This is a genomic window from Xenorhabdus littoralis (assembly GCF_033949345.1).
GTDB classification, from domain to species: Bacteria; Pseudomonadota; Gammaproteobacteria; order Enterobacterales; family Enterobacteriaceae; genus Xenorhabdus; species Xenorhabdus littoralis.
This window is the reverse complement of sequence record NZ_VCDP01000015.1, coordinates 81,763-98,588: the sequence shown is the minus strand read 5'-3', so window position 1 is coordinate 98,588 and position 16,826 is coordinate 81,763. Positions and strand designations below refer to the sequence as shown.

Genomic DNA, 16,826 nt, shown 5'->3' with positions numbered 1-16,826 from the left:
AAGGAGGAGTTATGGTCGCAGATATTCAAATTTTGGGTACTAACGGTGTGAATGGTGCCTATGGAGCCAATGGCGCTGATGGTCAACGAGGTGCTGATGGCCAGAATGCTTCTCGTCGTAAGCCACCCACTGCCGGTAGCTCTGGTGGCGATGGTCAATCTGGTCAGAGTGGCCTGGATGGTCAATCCGGTTCTAGCTGGTGGTTTGCCCTGCGTTGTACCCGTTTTGACGTACAGAGTGTCGTACGCATTGGCAATAATGGCGGTAATGGCGGTGATGGTGGCATAGCGGGTTACGGTGGCAATGGGGGGGATGGCGGTAATGGTGGCCGTGGTAATTCGTTATCGTCAGGCAAGCCGGGGGGGATCGGCGGTAACGGTGGCAATGGTGGCAATGGCGGCAATGGAGGGGATGGCGGCGATGGCGGTCATGTTTGGGTTAGATATAACCAGACTAGCTTACCAAAACCGGTATCTGCCACTTCTAATGGCGGGAATGGAGGACTCGGTCAGCCCAGTGGTGCCGGGGGGATTGCCGGGCGCGGCGGGGTAAATGGTGACGGTTCTCATGCATCCGATGGAGAATATGGTATTGGAGGGATTAGCGCCAGCGGTGGTCAGGCTGGGAGTGCTGGAAAGGTTTCTGTAAATCAATTGCTGCGAGGATAATGACATGAGTGAATCCAGATCTTTTGCTGGCAAATGGCAATTTGCATCGGCTTCTGGCCAACTGATTACTGTTCAGGCGGATGGTACGCTTGGGCTGTCAGCCAAGCAATCAGGGGCGATTAATCAAATGATTAATGCTTATGGCGTTACTGGCTTTTGGTTACAGGTGGGCAATGGTCGATATTTGGCTGCGAGCGGTAATACTCCTCAAGCTAATCAACCGCGCGATGGTACGGTTGCTGAGATCCGGTTGGAAGAGGTAGGAGGATCTGGATTTCGCCTGCGCCGTATCAGTAATAGTGGTGACAGCTATTTGGTGGCGCAACAATCTGGGCTGATTTGGCAGGCAGTCACTAGCAGTCCGCCTCTGTCAGCCCAATTTACTCGTACCATAGTGACAAACAGCCTGGAATATCTTAAAGACTGGGGAGCAATAAGATCCGATCTGCGTTTTGCCTATCTCGCCGGAGAGAATTTGAATGAAATGGTGATGATGGCTGTCGATTTGTCCAATGCCGATCTGCGTGGTTCGACATTGCTTGGCGCTGATTTAACTAATGTCAAAGTTGATGATTGCAATTTGAGTGGTTGTGATTTAAGTAAGACTGATCTAACGCATGTTCATGGTAAAAATGCGCTTTTTGAAAAGTGTATCGTGGGTAGCGATACCAATATGCCTGATGCTGAGCTGCCAAATGCCATTTTTCGCGGCTGTAAAAGCAGTGGTGGTCAACCGGTATTGAATCGTCTAAAAGCGCCGGGTGCGGATTTCTCTGGTGCGTTGTTACCTTCGGTGATAATGGAGGATGCTGATTTATCTCAGGTGAATTTGGTTAATGTTGATCTAAGCGGCGCCAGTCTGGCTTCCTGCAATTTTACCGGGGCGATTATGATGCTGGTAAATTTACAAAATACCACTTTGCAGACTTCGAATTTTAGTCAAGCCACGTTAGTAGGGACGGATTTTACTGGGGCGAATATCAATCATGTTAATTTCAGTGGCGCTAATCTGACCAACGCCCGGTTATCGTTAACCACCGGTTATAGTCAGCTTAACCTTAGCGACAGTACCTTATTAGCAACGGTGCTGACAGGGATGGATCTGGTCGATGCCACGATTACCGCCAAAACTGATTTTACTCAGGCACAGATGGATGGGGTCAATCTGAGTAAGCAGAAGTTGGATCAGGTCGTATTCTTGATGGCGTCAATGAAGAAGGTAAATCTGAATTATACATCACTCAATGGCGCCGTTCTGGTCGGTGCTAATCTGGCCGGTGCCACTGTTCTGGGGAGTGTCTCTTTAGTTGGCGCGAATTTGTCTAACGCGAGTCTGGAGAATGTTAATTTAACTGGTGCTCAATTTGGGTCCTTATCCACAGTGACATATCTGGATGAAGCTGAGGCTCAATCGCTGGATAATCAGCAACTGCCTGAACAGTTACATCAAATGCTGTATCAGGGAAAGATGTTGATCAACGGTCAGGCAGAGGTGTTGGTTCGTCAGCCGGGTCAGAATTGGTTGGTGGAACATGATGGTAAACCGTTATTTATTCACTATCAGGATGGGCAATTAAACGTTGCGCAAGATAATGGCGGTAATGCGGCAATTCTTGCCAACACATTTATGCCTAATGCTATCCTGACTGACGCTAATCTCTATGCGGTTGATATGTCCGGCGCTCATTGGTACGGCAGCGACGCCAGAGCTGATAACGCTAATCTGGAGCAAGTCAACTTGTCGAAGGCTAACTTAGCGACCATGAATTTCACTCAGGCACGGTTACATGGTGCAAATTTGGCTTATGCTAATCTGATGAATACCAACTTCAGCGGGGCGAAGTTGACACCAACTGATGGTTTTAAACCGGCATCTCTGGCCTTTGCTTCAATTCAAGGCACTATTTTCACTGAAGCTAAATTGACTGGAGCTAATCTGACTAATGGCGCGGTAGCTTTGCCGCTTGAGGAAGCAGGCAAGAAGCTGACAGGTGTGCCTTTATTCAGTGCGGCGCTTGAGTTGGTGAGTTCATTAGATAGTGGCGTGATATCAAAGGAATTGCGGCAGGTATTTACTGATAACGGCTATAACCTGTTGCCTAATGCCAAAATCATCGAAAAACAAAATGATCAATATTGGATTGTCTCTAACCAGCCGCAGGATACCGATCTGAGTTACCGAGGATATTGTAACTTTGTTGTAATTCGGGTGAGCGAGGTCGGCAATAACCATCTGCAAGTTTGTGGTGGATCGCCATTACGTATCATCCGCATTGCGGCTGACAATACATTACAACCGGTTAATGTCGCTTTTGGGGTGACGGTTGATATTACTCAGGCAATGAATGGTGCCACCACCTGCCCAAGTGGTTTGCGTTATCAGTTACTCAATACGGGTATTAGTTATCAATCATTGATGACGCCGGGATTACCGCCTCATCCACCGAAATGTATTCCTAGCCCAACGACTTGGTGTTGATAAGTAAGAACAATGATCTGACAAACGACTAATCGGAGTAAAGAATACCGCTATGGATATCAATATGATGAGAAACGAAAGTATGCCGATTGCTGTTATCGGTATGGGTTGCCGTTTTCCGGGGGGTGTTAGCTCCCCAGAGGAATTCTGGCAGCTGTTATGTGGTTCAAGTGACGCGATTACCCCAGTTCCCCCTGAACGTTGGTCAACTCAGGCTTATAGTTCCCGGGATCGCAATTTGCCAGGGAGAATGGTAGCGCGAGAAGGCGGATTTATCGCTGATGTTGCTGGTTTTGATGCGGCGGTGTTTGATATCAGTAATACAGAAGCGCCTTTTATCGATCCACAGCATCGTCTGATGTTGCAGGTGACATGGGAAACGCTGGAACGGGCGAGAATAGCGCCAAAGTCGTTGGCGGGTCAGGCGGTTGGTGTTTATATCGGTGCTTTCACTCATGATTATATGCACTTGCAATTGACTGATTTGCGTCAGACTACCGGTTATACCTCAACCGGTGCGATGGGAACCATGTTGTCGAATCGGATATCCCATATGTTTGATTTTCGAGGTCCGTCTCTGACTATTGATAGCGCCTGTTCATCGTCCCTGTTGGCGGTACATTTGGCTTGTGAAAGTTTGCGGCGCGGAGAATCACAACTGGCGCTAGCGGGTGGCAGCCAGTTAATGCTGATGCCTGATTTTTCAGTAGTGGAAAGTCGTACCGGTTTTTTATCACTCACCAACCGCTGTCATAGTTTTTCGGCTAATGTTGATGGTTATGTGCGTAGTGAAGGGGTAGGAGCTGTTTTGCTGAAACCGTTAAACGCAGCTTTACAGGATGGCGATCCCGTTCTGGCAGTAATCCACGGTTCGGCAGCAAATCAAGATGGTCATACTCCCACGATTACCCAGCCAAGTAGTGCGGCACAACAACGAGTAATTCGGATGGCCTGTGCTCAGGCGGGGATTTCTCCAGCAGAGATTGATTATATTGAAGCTCATGGTACTGGGACCGCGGTAGGCGATCTGATAGAAGCAGAAGCACTGGGGCTGGTGTGTCAGCCAGATCCAATAGATCGCCCATTATTAATTGGCGCGTGTAAATCGGTGATTGGTCATACGGAAGCCGCAGCAGGTATTGCTGGATTAATTAAAGCGGTATTGTGTTTACAACGAGGGCAAGTGCCGGGCAATTTACATGCCGATCCCCCTAACCGCTACATTCGTTTTACTGAATTGGGATTGCAAGTTCCACGGCAGTTAACTCCATTGCCTGAAGGAAAAGTGATAGCTGGGGTGAATTCCTTTGGTTTTGGCGGAACGAATGTTCATGTCGTGCTGAGTAATCATGCTGAATCTTCCGTACAACTTCGGACAACGCAAGGGCAAGCTTTCATGCTGCCATTGTCTGCGCAGTCTGAGTTTTCTCTGAAGCAACAAGCGCAGAGCATTGCTCATTTGCTGCAACAGCAGCCAGATATTGCCCTTGATGATTTATGCTATAGCCTGGCGACGACTCGTCACCGCTTTCCGTTACGTAAGGGGGTAGCATTCAGTAACCGAAAACAGTTACAGCAGCAGTTGACTAATCTGAATGTGTCGTCGAAGCAGAATCATAAAAAAGTTGATCGTCTGGCTTGGATATTTGCGGGTATTGGCAGTGAAGATTGGAAAGATGCTATAGCTTGGTTTCAGCAATTTCCCGAGTTTACGGAACAATTCGAGCGTTGTGAGGCAATTTGGACGGGATTTTCTGCACCTTCCTTATATGCGGCATTGATCTCTGCCGATGAATTGACAGAACCGCCAATGCAGTTTGCCGTGCAGATATCAATGGCTGCGCAGTTGCAGAAGTGGGGATTCAAACCAGCAGCATTACTTGGTCATAGTTCCGGTGAAATGGCGGCTTGTTATCTGGCGGGAATTTATGATCTGACGCAGGCGCTGACACTTTTACATCAACGTTATCATTATCTGCAACGTGTACTGAATAAAGGCGGTGGATTATTAATCGTAGCAGCGACAGTTGAGCAGATATTACCTCATTTGTCAGCTCCCGGTGCCGAGCCTGCCGTGGTGATAGCTGGGCGTAATAGTATCGACCGTTGCTTATTGTCCGGGCCTATAAGTGAATTAACCTCGGTTGCTGAGCGCTTAAAGCAGAAACGTATCGCCAGTAGTTGGCTCAATTATAGAATTGCTTCTCATTCCCATTATATAGAGTCAATCAGGGCTGGGCTGACTGCGGATGCGGCAGCCGTTCCCGCGGCAGAACCTTTGTTGCCAGTGTTTTCATCAGTCACTGGGGAGTTGATTAATGGGAAGTTGAGTCCCGAGCATTGGGCTGACAATGTCGTCTCGCTATTCCGTTTTGACGATGCGGTAGAAAACATGCTCAAAGCGGGTTTTCACCATTTTCTGGAAATTTCACCTAAATCCCTACTGAGTGCAGGATTAAAGGATTGGAGCCAGCCTTATCGAGGACAGGTGTTTGCTTGTCGCTCAGGACAGAACTGGCCACAACTGTTAGGACAGCTGTTTGAAGCTGGGGTTGAACCGGACTGGCGGACTCTGATGCCTACCGCTTGCCCAATTGATCTACCCATTTACTCCTGGCATCAGCAATCTTATTGGTATGAGCCAGAGATTAGCCGTCGCCGCCGATTACGTATATTGAGCGGTGTATTATTGGGCGAAGCTCAGCCGGGCAGCGAGAGTTGGCAAGCTGAGTTGGCTGTAGAACAAGTGCCTTGGTTACTCGATCATGTTGTCATGGGAAATGCAATGTTTCCGGCTGCGGGCTATATTGAAATCATGTTGGCGGCGGCTCGTATCTGTTTTCCTGACGTTGGATTAGCGCTTGATAATATTGTGTTGCAATCGGCTTTATTGCTAGAGCCAGGCATAGAATTCAGGTTAAAGACACAGCTAGATCGCCAGCGAATGGAAGTGCAAGTACACATTACCCGTAATCTGGATGATAGTGTACATTACCAACTTGCAGCCAGTGCACAGGTGAACATCGTTGTACCGGGTGCTACTGCTTGTGCTATTCCTCCATTAGCGGTAAATGATCGCTATCCTTGCATGTGGAACCAAGAGATGTTGTATCAGGCATTTCAACATCTGCATTTCAGTTATAGTGGTGTTTTTTGTACTCTGCGCCATGCGTTTGTTGGTAAAGAAGAAACAATCTGTGAGATTGAATTACCACCTGCACCGGAGGGAATGAATTTTCACCCAGCGGCTTTGGATGGCATCTTCCAATCATTGTTGGCGATTCAGTCTGCTGATATTCACGCGCCAATTCCTGCCAACGAGTTCCGTATCCCGGTCAGTATTCAGCATTTGCGTATCAATGGTAAATTGTCAGGTCGGGTTCATGCCCATGCCCGAAATACTAAGCAGACACAACAACAATGGCTTGGTGATATTGACGTCTATACTGATAGCGGTATGTTGCTTTGTCAGATCAGCGGGTTTTGCGTTCAGCTTGTTGGTAATAGAAAAAACAGCTTGTCTGCCAAACTGCACAATCTGGTTGTCGGCCAACCACAGTGGCGTAAACTGCCCGCTCAGCCATCAACAGAGTCTGTGACGCAATGGGCTATCCTTGGGGGTGAAAACGCTCTGGCAGAAGAGTTAGTTGATGAGTTGCAACGCCGTGGTGGGTGTGCCTCGTTGTATTCTGGTCTGCCTGACAGTTATCAGAAAATTCAAGAATTAGTTGATACTCTTCCTGTTGAAACCGAAAGGATCCTGATCCTCTGGCCGTTGCAGGCTCCGCGGATGGCTTATCATTCGTTGATCCATTTGTGTGCGGCGCTGGCCGAACGGTCGATAAAACCACGTTTGTGGATAGTGACTCAACGTGCTCATCAAATCACTGAGCAGGATCAGCCCGATCCATTTGCCGCCGCATTATGGGGAATGATGCGCGTTATTGGTCAACAGGAAGCAACTGCATTATGGGGTGGATTACTGGATATTGACAGTACCACGGCTCCAGCCAAATGGTGGGACGCGCTATTGATAGATGATGGCGAGGATCAATTAGCTCTGCGCCATGATCAGCGTTATGTGCTACGCCTTGTGCCATTACCTGAAATACCCGCGCTACCACCAGTGCGTTTTCGTCCAGATGGCTGCTATCTGCTGACTGGTGCTTTTGGTGATATGGGGCGTCAATTGATCCCCTGGATGGTACAGCATGGTGCTCGACATTTGTTATTGATCGGGCGTCGTCGTGCCCTTGATACGGCTGATCAAGAGTTATTGAAAATGCTGCATCAACAAGGGATCGAGGCTAATTATCTGCCGGTTGATCTCGGTGATGTGGAAAAGACCCACATTTGTTTGGCTGAGTATCGACAACAAGCCAGCCAGCCGCTGCGTGGGGTGATTCATTGCGCTGCGCATGTTGAAGATCAGGGATATCGTGAACTCAGCCCCGAGGCGTTTGATAGAGTATTTGCCGCTAAAGCATTAGCTGCCTGGACATTGCATCAAGCGTTGGCTGATGCACCTTTAGAGCATTTTGTTATGTTTTCCTCGTTGGGGGCATTATTGGCTTTACCGGGTATGGCATCTTACGCAGCGGCTAACGCTATGTTGGATAGTCTGGCCTGTTTACGGCGTCAGCAAGGTTTACCTGCGTTAAGCCTTAATTGGGGGCCATGGGAAGCGGGGATCGCTTTGCGGGATAGTCGAACGCTGCCAATACTGGAAAATAGTGGCTTACAGCCATTTGGTTCAGAGGAAGGATTAGCTGTTTTAGAGCGCTTGTTTGCTCGGATTGAGCCGCAACTGGTGCCGTTCTTGACGAATTGGTCAAATTTACTGTCCAGCCAGATGCGTCACCTACCGCTATTGCGTGATATTCAGCAAGAAAATGTGGTTCAGACTTTACCCATAGAAGCGGCGCTTGCAGTGAGTGATCTGGACGATATCGTTAGCTTGCTACAAACCTTTTGTGGTGAGATTGTTGGGACGTCAACAGAAGTATTCCATCCCGATCTACCTTTGACTAACAACGGTATTGATTCATTGAATGGTTTAATGTTGGTACAAAAAATCAACAAACAATTACGTTTGGATATTCCGCTGGAATTGTTGTTAAGTGATAAGCCGCTGGCTGAACTTGCATCATTGATTACATATCGATTGCAAGTTAAGGCAATTGCGAAGTAGGAATAACCTTCGAATTGTTTAAGAACAGCCAATTCAGAGACACGTAGTTACGATTTAGTTTCAATAGGAAACTTATCGGACTAGGAGAGCATAAAAAAGTGTGGGGCATTTATGCTCCCTTGTTTCACAAAACCGCTAAAGAAGTCTCGCTTGATAGCCTGAAATTGCACCAGACCATAGAACTGATACCCCGAAGTGCCACTTTAACGACATAGGCTTTCATGGTGAGGTGCATGACAAAAGTACGTTTAGTTGCTCATTTATCACGAACTGAATAAAGCGCCCCACACTTTTTTATGCTCTCGAATTAATGAGTTCAAGATCGGGTTTATACTCCGAATCTATCAAAATATAATCACAACCATGTTCATTGCACATTCTTAAATTGTATTCATTTTCTTCAATCATTGATTCAAGTGTGCAATGCGAGTCATCTAACCGCAATTCAATAGCATTCGCATATTTTTTAACATCCGAAAAATGATTCTCTATATATTTTTTAGTCATCACAAGGCAGTGAAATTGGATTTTTTTCAGATAGTTATCTGGAAAATATTTTTTCCAATCAAAAGGAATGTATCCTCCTTCAATGATAATATTCTGATTATTTTCGACTGCTGTCTTGATGATTTCTTTAACAATAGACCAAAGATACGATTCAAGCTCCTCATCGTCTTCTGGCGTTAACTTTGTATTCCCACTTCTTATCAGACCCATTTTCAGATGGTCAATTGATAGGTATGTTATATTGTATTTCTCTAATAACCTCTGTGCCAGCAAGGTTTTTCCTGTATGTGAGGCACCAGCAATTAAAACAATCATTATTTAATACTCTTTTTTATCGGCATTCTTTTTTCAAGACGGCGTTTCACCGTAAGATATCAGGATAACATAAGGTACGCCGGAATACCTCAGACCCTGCTCGGTTTTCATGCTGATGCAGTAAGGAAAATGCTTGGTATGAGCCAACAAGTCGAGCAATTTTCGGCAGATTTCACCTGTTCAGAGACCAAAGACATGGGCTATGACTTATTTTCTTTTCGTATCAGAAATATACCAAAATCAATGACGTTGTTTTTACGAATCTGCAAAGCAGATTGATGCCATTCTAAACGAAATTGCATCTCGTGGAGTACAAGCCCACCTCGTGGAGTACAAGCCCACATATAACAGAGTTTGGAGATTTTATGATAATACAAAAGCCAATTAATTCAGGATTCAATTCATTATCTTCAGCTTCTGACGTGCTTGAAGATCTAGATCTTCAGGGTAAAACAGCACTTATCACGGGTGGACACTCTGGACTGGGATTTGAAGCAACTAAAGCACTTTCAAAAGCAGGTGTACATGTAGTTGTAGGTGCGCGGAATGTAGAAAGTGCTTCTAAGGCTCTAAGCGAATTGTCGAATGTTACAATTTTTCAGCTTGATCTTTCAGATATCAGCTCGATAAGGGATTTTGCGTCTTTTGTAACTACCTGCAGCTATAATTTCGATTTTGTGATATGCAATGCTGGAATCATGGCTTGTCCCGAAAGAAGAGTTGGTTTGGGTTGGGAGTCTCAATTTGCTACAAATCATATCGGCCATTATGTGCTGGTAAATTTGATATGGAATAATATCCGCTCTGGAGGAAGAGTAGTATGTGTTTCATCCGCAGGGCATCATAATTCTCCAATCAGATGGGATGATATCCATTTCACTAATGGTTATGACAAATGGATCGCTTATGGTCAGTCCAAAACTGCTAATATTCTTTTTGCTTTGCAGTTAGATATTTATGGTCAAAGAAGGGATGTCAGGGCATTTTCTTTGCATCCAGGTAAAATCTTCACCCCTCTCCAAAGGCACCTGACAAATGAAGAAATGACAAACGAGGGATGGATGGATAAGAACGGTAATCCGATTGATTTAACCTTTAAGTCCCCAGCTCAGGGGGCTGCAACTGGGGTATGGGCGGCAACAAGTCCAGAGCTAAAAGGACTAGGGGGACTTTATTGTGAAGATTGTGATGTCACAGCTCTCTCATCAGAATATGAAGAGCCCTTTGTCGGTGTTTGTGAGTACGCGGTTGATCCAACTGAAGCCTTAAAGTTGTGGAATTTCACAGCGGACCTCACAAACATAAATGCGTTTTCAGGCCATTAATTGCACTCTATTATTTAAAATGAGATGACTATCCATCTTCTGTCGCCCGCAGAGCCATCGCATTAGGTGATTGTATGCCATATTAAAATGATAACCGGATTGCCAGTGCTACCAGAGTGACAAAAAGTACGGGCAGGGTCATGATAATCCCCACGCTAAAATAGTAACTCCATGATATAAAAATGTTTCTCTGCGACAAAACATGTAACCAAAGTAACGTTGCCAGACTACCAATCGGCGTAATTTTGGGTCCCAGATCACTGCCAATAATGTTGGCATAAATCATGGCGTCTTTGACAACACCCGTAGCAGCGCTGGCATCAATAGACAATGCACCGATAAGTACTGTAGGCATATTATTCATGACTGATGACAGTATTGCTGTCAGGAAACCAGTACCCAATGTTGCTCCCCAGACACCTCCTTCAGCGAAAATATTCATAACGCCAGACAGGACATCTGTAAGACCGGCATTGCGCAGTCCGTACACGACCAAATACATCCCTAATGAAAAAATAACAATTTGCCAGGGAGCCTCTTTCAGTACTTTCTTTGTGTTGATCACATGACCACTACGAGCAACCAACCAAAGGGCGAAGGCTGCAACCGCCGCAACAAGACTAATGGGTACTCCTAACGGCTCAAAAGCAAAAAAACCAATGAGCAATAAAATCAGAACAGCCCAGCCTGCTTTGAATGTTCGTACATCACGAATGGCTTCACGTGGCATTTTCAATTTGGCAACATCGTAGGCGAGTGGGATCTCTTTTCGGAAGAAACAATGAAGCATGGTTAATGTGGCAATAATGGCGACAATATCAACCGGAACCATAACTGATGCATAGTCATTAAAAGAAAGGTTAAAAAAATCAGCGGAAACGATATTAACCAGATTAGAGACAATCAAAGGTAAGCTGGCGGTATCCGCAATAAACCCAGCGGCCATCACAAATGCAAGTGTTGCTCCACGACTAAAACCGAGAGCCAATAGCATCGCAATAACAATAGGTGTCAGTATCAACGCGGCACCATCGTTCGCGAATAGTGCTGAAACAGCGGCTCCAAGAAGAATAATATAGGTAAACAACCAGCGGCCTCTGCCATTTCCCCAGCGGGCGATATGCAATGCAGTCCATTCAAAAAAACCTGCTTCATCAAGTAACAGACTTATGATAATTACAGCAATAAAAGTCGCCGTCGCATTCCAGACAATTTGCCACACGACTGGAATATCATCGAAATGGACTACGCCAGTAATCAAGGCAAGCATAGCTCCCATCATAGCGCTCCAGCCAATACTTAACCCTCTCGGCTGCCATATCACAAAAATCAAAGTTAGAATAAAAATTGCACCTGCCAGTAACATAATTTCCTCCAAAAAAAACATATTTGATTTGTCACATATATCTGAATAAATTTTTTAATCCATTATTGACAGAAAGATTTACCACCCGTTGCTGTATTCACCTGCTGAAGACGCTTATTGAGTTGAGCGATCTCTGCATACTGGCATTGTGAAGTCAGTTCGAGAATATTTTCTGCCCAAACAGGAATATGTAATGAAAGACGATAGTAGATCCATTTTCCTTCCCGTCGATCTGAAAGTAATCCCGCTTCTCGCAGCATTGCCAGATGGCGTGAGGTTTTGGACTGTGGTTCTTGAAGGGCTGTTGATATATCACAGACACATAATTCTCCAGTTTTACGCAGTAATAGCATGATGTAGAGACGGGTTTCATCGGAAAGAAATTTGAAAAATTGAAGTGGGGTAAGTTGAATCATAAACACTCTCAATATTGAGTTGATTAACTGAAGATAATACTCAGTCGCAACGTAACGTCAATAACATATTTGAAAAAGTAAATGTGTCTGTTTATAGGAAGACCAGTCTGCTTGCTTAGGTGGTGTCGGAAAGGTAGAAATTTGTAAAATAGATCTCTAATTATGTTTTGGTTTTTCATTTACTATGTGAATCCGAGATGCTCTACTATTCGAGTAATCTTTCATTACATCTTATTTTCATAAAGAAAATTTCCATTCCGAACAGGAAATAACAAAATATATTTAAAGGCGATATATGAAAACTGCAATGCAAATTGTCAATGAAGCTTTAGAAAACGGCATTACGCTATTTATTATGAATGGAAAATTACAATATGAAACCAATCGTGACAGTATTCCGTCGAAATTGTTAAGTGAATGGATAAATAACAAAAACCAATTAATAACTTTTCTGTCCCAGTCTTATTCAAAAGAAAATATATCGTCAGGAAATATTCTGGATAATCAATTAAATTATTGGGAAAAACAATTGATTAGCATCTCTCCTCTACATCATTTCCCATTGGATAACCCACGTTCAGAAAAACAGAATTTCGAAAAAAACACACATCAACAACGTATTTCAAATAATATTACACAAGGAATAAAAACGTTATGCACCCAACATGAAGTCACTTTATTTACATTTTTAGAAACTGCCTTTGCTGTATTGCTTAGCCATTACAGTAATGAAAAAGACATTATAATTGGTACGCTGATTACAAGAAAAAAACGTTATGACATTGAGTCTTTAATCGGTACTTTCGTCAATTCATTGGTTATCAGAACAGATTTATCCTCTCAGCCGACTTTCAGTGAATTATTAAAACAAAATAGCCATACGATTTTAGATGCCGATGCACATCAGGAACTTCCTTTTGAAAGGTTGGCAAAGAAAATCAATCCTAATCATAATGTAAACTATCATCCTATTTTTCAAATCGCTTTTACACTAGGAAATACTAATCAGCAAAATATAGATTTAGAGCAGGAAAATAACATTAAGAGTGAAGAATACCTGCATCTGAAAACCCTGCTTGATTTAGACATCCACATTTATGAAGAAGAGGGGAAAGGATTATCTCTTTTATGGAACTATGACACTGATCTATTTGAAAGTGCCACAATTGAAAGATTAAGTGCCAATTACGAAACCCTGCTTTCCAATATTGTTGCAATGATGACGCAAAATGTTGATGAACTACTGCCGGGTCAAGTATCCTCTGTTCATAACATTCCATTTCTATCTGATACTGAAAAGCACACTTTATTGCATGAATGGAATGGACCACAGAAACATTATCAAACAGGACGTTGTTTCCATGAATTGTTTGAAGAGCAAGCCGAACGGATTCCTGAAAATACCGCATTGATTTTTGGTAACGACTCGATGAGTTATCGAGCAGTCAATGAACAAGCCAACCAACTGGCACATTATTTGATAGAACTGGGTGTCAAACCTGATACGTTGGTCGCACTTTGTATGTCGAGATCATTACAAGGAGTGGTGGCGTTACTGGGAATTCTTAAAGCAGGGGGTGCGTATGTACCGTTAGATCCCGGTTACCCGCAGGCACGCCTTCAGTATATGCTGGAGCATAGTGAAGTTGAGTTCATCCTTACCGAAACACATCTGGCAGAAAAATTGCCTATCAGCCAGCAAACAGTGATCTATCTGGATACACCGGCTGTACAATCACACCTGCAAAATATGCCAACCGGGAATATCACCAAACGCCCAACGCCTCTGACAGAAGATCATCTGATCTATGTGATTTATACCTCTGGCTCTACGGGCAAACCAAAAGGTGTGATGGTGAAGCATAAAGGCTGGGTTAATCTTGCATTATCTCAGGCCGATCTATTTGGGATTGATGCAAACAGCCGGGTATTACAGTTTGCTTCCTGGAGCTTTGTTGCTATGACCATAGAGATGGCGATGGCTTTTCCTTGTGGCGCAACGCTGTGTTTGATTTCGGAAACGCAGCAACGTACTCCTGAGTTACTGGATGATGTGGTTGAAAAATATCAGATTACCCATACTATGTTGCCGCAGGCACTATTGCCCCATCTGAACTTCAACAAATGGCAATCCGTCTCAAATTTATTATTGGGAGGAGAGGCTGTGCCACCACAAATAGCGACTCGCTGGAAACCGGGCAGAAAACTATTTAACGCATATGGCTCTACAGAAACTTCCTCTATGGTAACCGCTGGTTTATTAACCGATGACCGGATTACAATTGGAAAACCATTACCGAACATAGTGGTTCGTATTCTTGATCCGGAGGGTAATCTAGTACCAATTGGGGCAATTGGGGAACTGCATATCGGTGGGGTTCAGCTGGCACGGGGTTACCGAAATTCACCGGAAATCACAGAAAAACAGTTTATCCGCGATCCATTAAGCTCATCATGTGCAGGTTCTGATACAGAAAATAGACTTTATCGGACGGGAGATTTAGTTCGTTGGACACCGGATGGTCAATTGGAGTTTATAGGACGTGTTGACTCATTGGTCAAAATTCGCGGTCATCGCATCGAATTAGGTGAAATTGAAGATGTCTTGAGTGGACATGATGCCTTAAGTAGTGCCGCTGTGATCGCTTACGGCGAGGGCAATGAAGATAAGAGACTGGTTGCTTACGTTTGTCCGAGCGCTGAGTGGCTTGGAGCAAGAGGAGCAGCCTTTGATGCCTCTGCTCTTGGCAGTGAACTCTCAGAGTTATTTCAATCTTTTCTGAACCAACAATTGCCTGAATATATGGTTCCCCGTATCTATATCCTGCTGGAGCGGATGCCTCTCACACCTAGCAACAAAGTGGATAAAAAAGCCCTGCCTGTTCCGGATAACAGTAAATTACGTCAGCAAAATTATGTTGCACCAAGAGATGAAATAGAGGAAAAACTGTGCCTGTTATGGCAAAAACATTTGAAAATTAATCAGGTAGGAATTCATGATAATTTCTTCGCGCTTGGAGGACATTCGCTTTTAGCCACTAAGATTACGGCATCCATTAAAAATATACTGAACAATAGTCTTAGCATGTATCAATTATTTACAAATCCGACCGTTGCACAAATTTCAAATGTGATTAAGAATACTAAAAGACCTGAAATATCGATATCTGAACCAATACAAAATACCCTTGATGGAAAGACTCTACTTTCTTATGGGCACAAACTGCTTTTACCTCTGATACAAAAGGGAAGGATGGAGCAGTGTTTTCATGTTCCCGTTGTTTTGCTGATAAATGGAATACCTGATCGTAATGCCTTGGAAAAAAGTTTGAATACTCTTTTAGAACGGCATGAAAGTTTGCGTTTAAAATTCCATCAAGAAAATGAACAGATCTTCGTGAAACCAGACAATAATCTGACGATCGATTTACAAATTGTCAAATTACAACCAGAAGGAATAGAAAAAGAGAAAATACTCAGTGAAATTGAAAGGTTCTGGCGAGAAGAACAAAAAATACCTTTTGATATTTATAATAAACCGTTAATTAGAGCATTCTTATTACCTATTTCTGAAAAAAGCACAGGATTATTGTTTGATATTCACCATATAATTTTTGATGGTTGGTCAATCAATATCTTTTTGAATGAACTTGCACAATTGTATACGGCTTATTCACAGGGACAAGAGCCTGTTCTTCCCCCCATAGCTATGAAATATTCTGACTATATCTATGATTCGCAAAGAAGTCATAAAACAGATGAGTATCAAACGCAGCTTAAGTTTTGGCAGAAACAGTTTGCTAATGTCAGTATGCAGCATAATTTTCTGGTTGATTTCAGCAGGAATGTAGCTTCAAATGGCCACTTTAATATTCACTATATCAATATACCTAATTCAGTAACTAAAGCATTTTCAAAATATTGTGAATCTAATAATACGACACCATATATGCTATTTATGGCTCTATTCCATACTTGTATATTTATGTATTCAGGCGTATCACAGACTATTACGGCTTCGCCGCGACTTGAGCGTAGCAGTATCGAAAGCCAGCAAGCGATAGGATTGTTTTTGAATGGACTATTAGTCAAATCCTCGATCAATAAGGAAATGAGCTTACACGATATCATTCAGCAAATCAGGCAGTTTATCTATGATGCTATGCAAAACTTGGACGTTCACGTATCTTTGGTTGTTGATTCTGTCGGTGAAAAAGTAAGGGATGCTCTATTTAACATTGTATTTAATTACATGGACATAGATGATGATGAGACAGAATCTTTCGCTAACCTCGACGTAGAGTCCATACAGATTGTTCCAACTCCTTTCGAATCACTTGGGATGACTTTTTTCAACAAGCCAAAAAGTATCATATGTGAATTTACCTATAATCCAGAGCTATACTCCAAAGAGGCTATTGATAGCTTACTTCGGTATTACGAGCGATTAATGAATGCCATCGTATCTGGTCAGGAAAAAGAGAATATCCGTAATTTTTATGACTAAGGTTTTTTCAGACAGATTCGATTTTAATCCTTATCCTGTTAGTAATGAGCTG

The 16,826-nt window shown here is 43.6% G+C and carries 8 protein-coding genes; 5 read left to right on the top strand and 3 right to left on the bottom strand.

What is annotated here, in order from left to right; all coding sequences use genetic code 11:
* Positions 1-11: 11 nt before the first annotated feature.
* From FE394_RS04780 to FE394_RS04770, 3 genes are all read left to right on the top strand, one after another.
* Positions 12-668: a hypothetical protein gene (locus tag FE394_RS04780; RefSeq protein ID WP_319925260.1), complete on the top strand. Its 657-nt coding sequence runs from the start codon at positions 12-14 to the stop codon at positions 666-668.
* Between the two features lie 4 nt (positions 669-672).
* Entirely contained in the window at positions 673-3,147 is a 2,475-nt protein-coding gene (locus FE394_RS04775; protein WP_319925259.1) for a pentapeptide repeat-containing protein, read from the top strand.
* Between the two features lie 64 nt (positions 3,148-3,211).
* Positions 3,212-8,338 (top strand): type I polyketide synthase, encoded by a 5,127-nt coding sequence (locus tag FE394_RS04770; protein ID WP_319925258.1) that lies wholly within the window; start codon positions 3,212-3,214, stop codon positions 8,336-8,338.
* Between the two features lie 294 nt (positions 8,339-8,632).
* Here the strand turns inward: FE394_RS04770 and FE394_RS04765 are convergent, their stop codons facing one another.
* Positions 8,633-9,160: an AAA family ATPase gene (locus FE394_RS04765; RefSeq protein WP_319925257.1), complete on the bottom strand. Its 528-nt coding sequence runs from the start codon at positions 9,158-9,160 to the stop codon at positions 8,633-8,635.
* 365 nt (positions 9,161-9,525) lie between these two features.
* Here FE394_RS04765 and FE394_RS04760 point away from each other — a divergent pair, with 365 nt between their 5' ends.
* A complete protein-coding gene (locus tag FE394_RS04760) occupies positions 9,526-10,485 on the top strand; it encodes an SDR family NAD(P)-dependent oxidoreductase (RefSeq protein ID WP_319925256.1) in 960 nt (319 codons plus the stop codon).
* An 82-nt stretch (positions 10,486-10,567) separates the two neighbouring features.
* On the opposite strand, the gene FE394_RS04755 is transcribed toward FE394_RS04760, so the two are convergent.
* Positions 10,568-11,851: an arsenic transporter gene (locus FE394_RS04755; protein WP_319925255.1), complete on the bottom strand. Its 1,284-nt coding sequence runs from the start codon at positions 11,849-11,851 to the stop codon at positions 10,568-10,570.
* Positions 11,852-11,913: 62 nt separating this feature from the next.
* Positions 11,914-12,267, bottom strand: a complete 354-nt coding sequence (locus tag FE394_RS04750; RefSeq protein WP_319925254.1) for a metalloregulator ArsR/SmtB family transcription factor — start codon at positions 12,265-12,267, stop codon at positions 11,914-11,916.
* A 295-nt stretch (positions 12,268-12,562) separates the two neighbouring features.
* Here FE394_RS04750 and FE394_RS04745 point away from each other — a divergent pair, with 295 nt between their 5' ends.
* The gene (locus tag FE394_RS04745) at positions 12,563-16,774 is read left to right on the top strand and encodes an amino acid adenylation domain-containing protein (protein ID WP_319925253.1); all 4,212 of its coding nucleotides are present in this window, start codon (positions 12,563-12,565) and stop codon (positions 16,772-16,774) included.
* Positions 16,775-16,826: the final 52 nt, after the last annotated feature.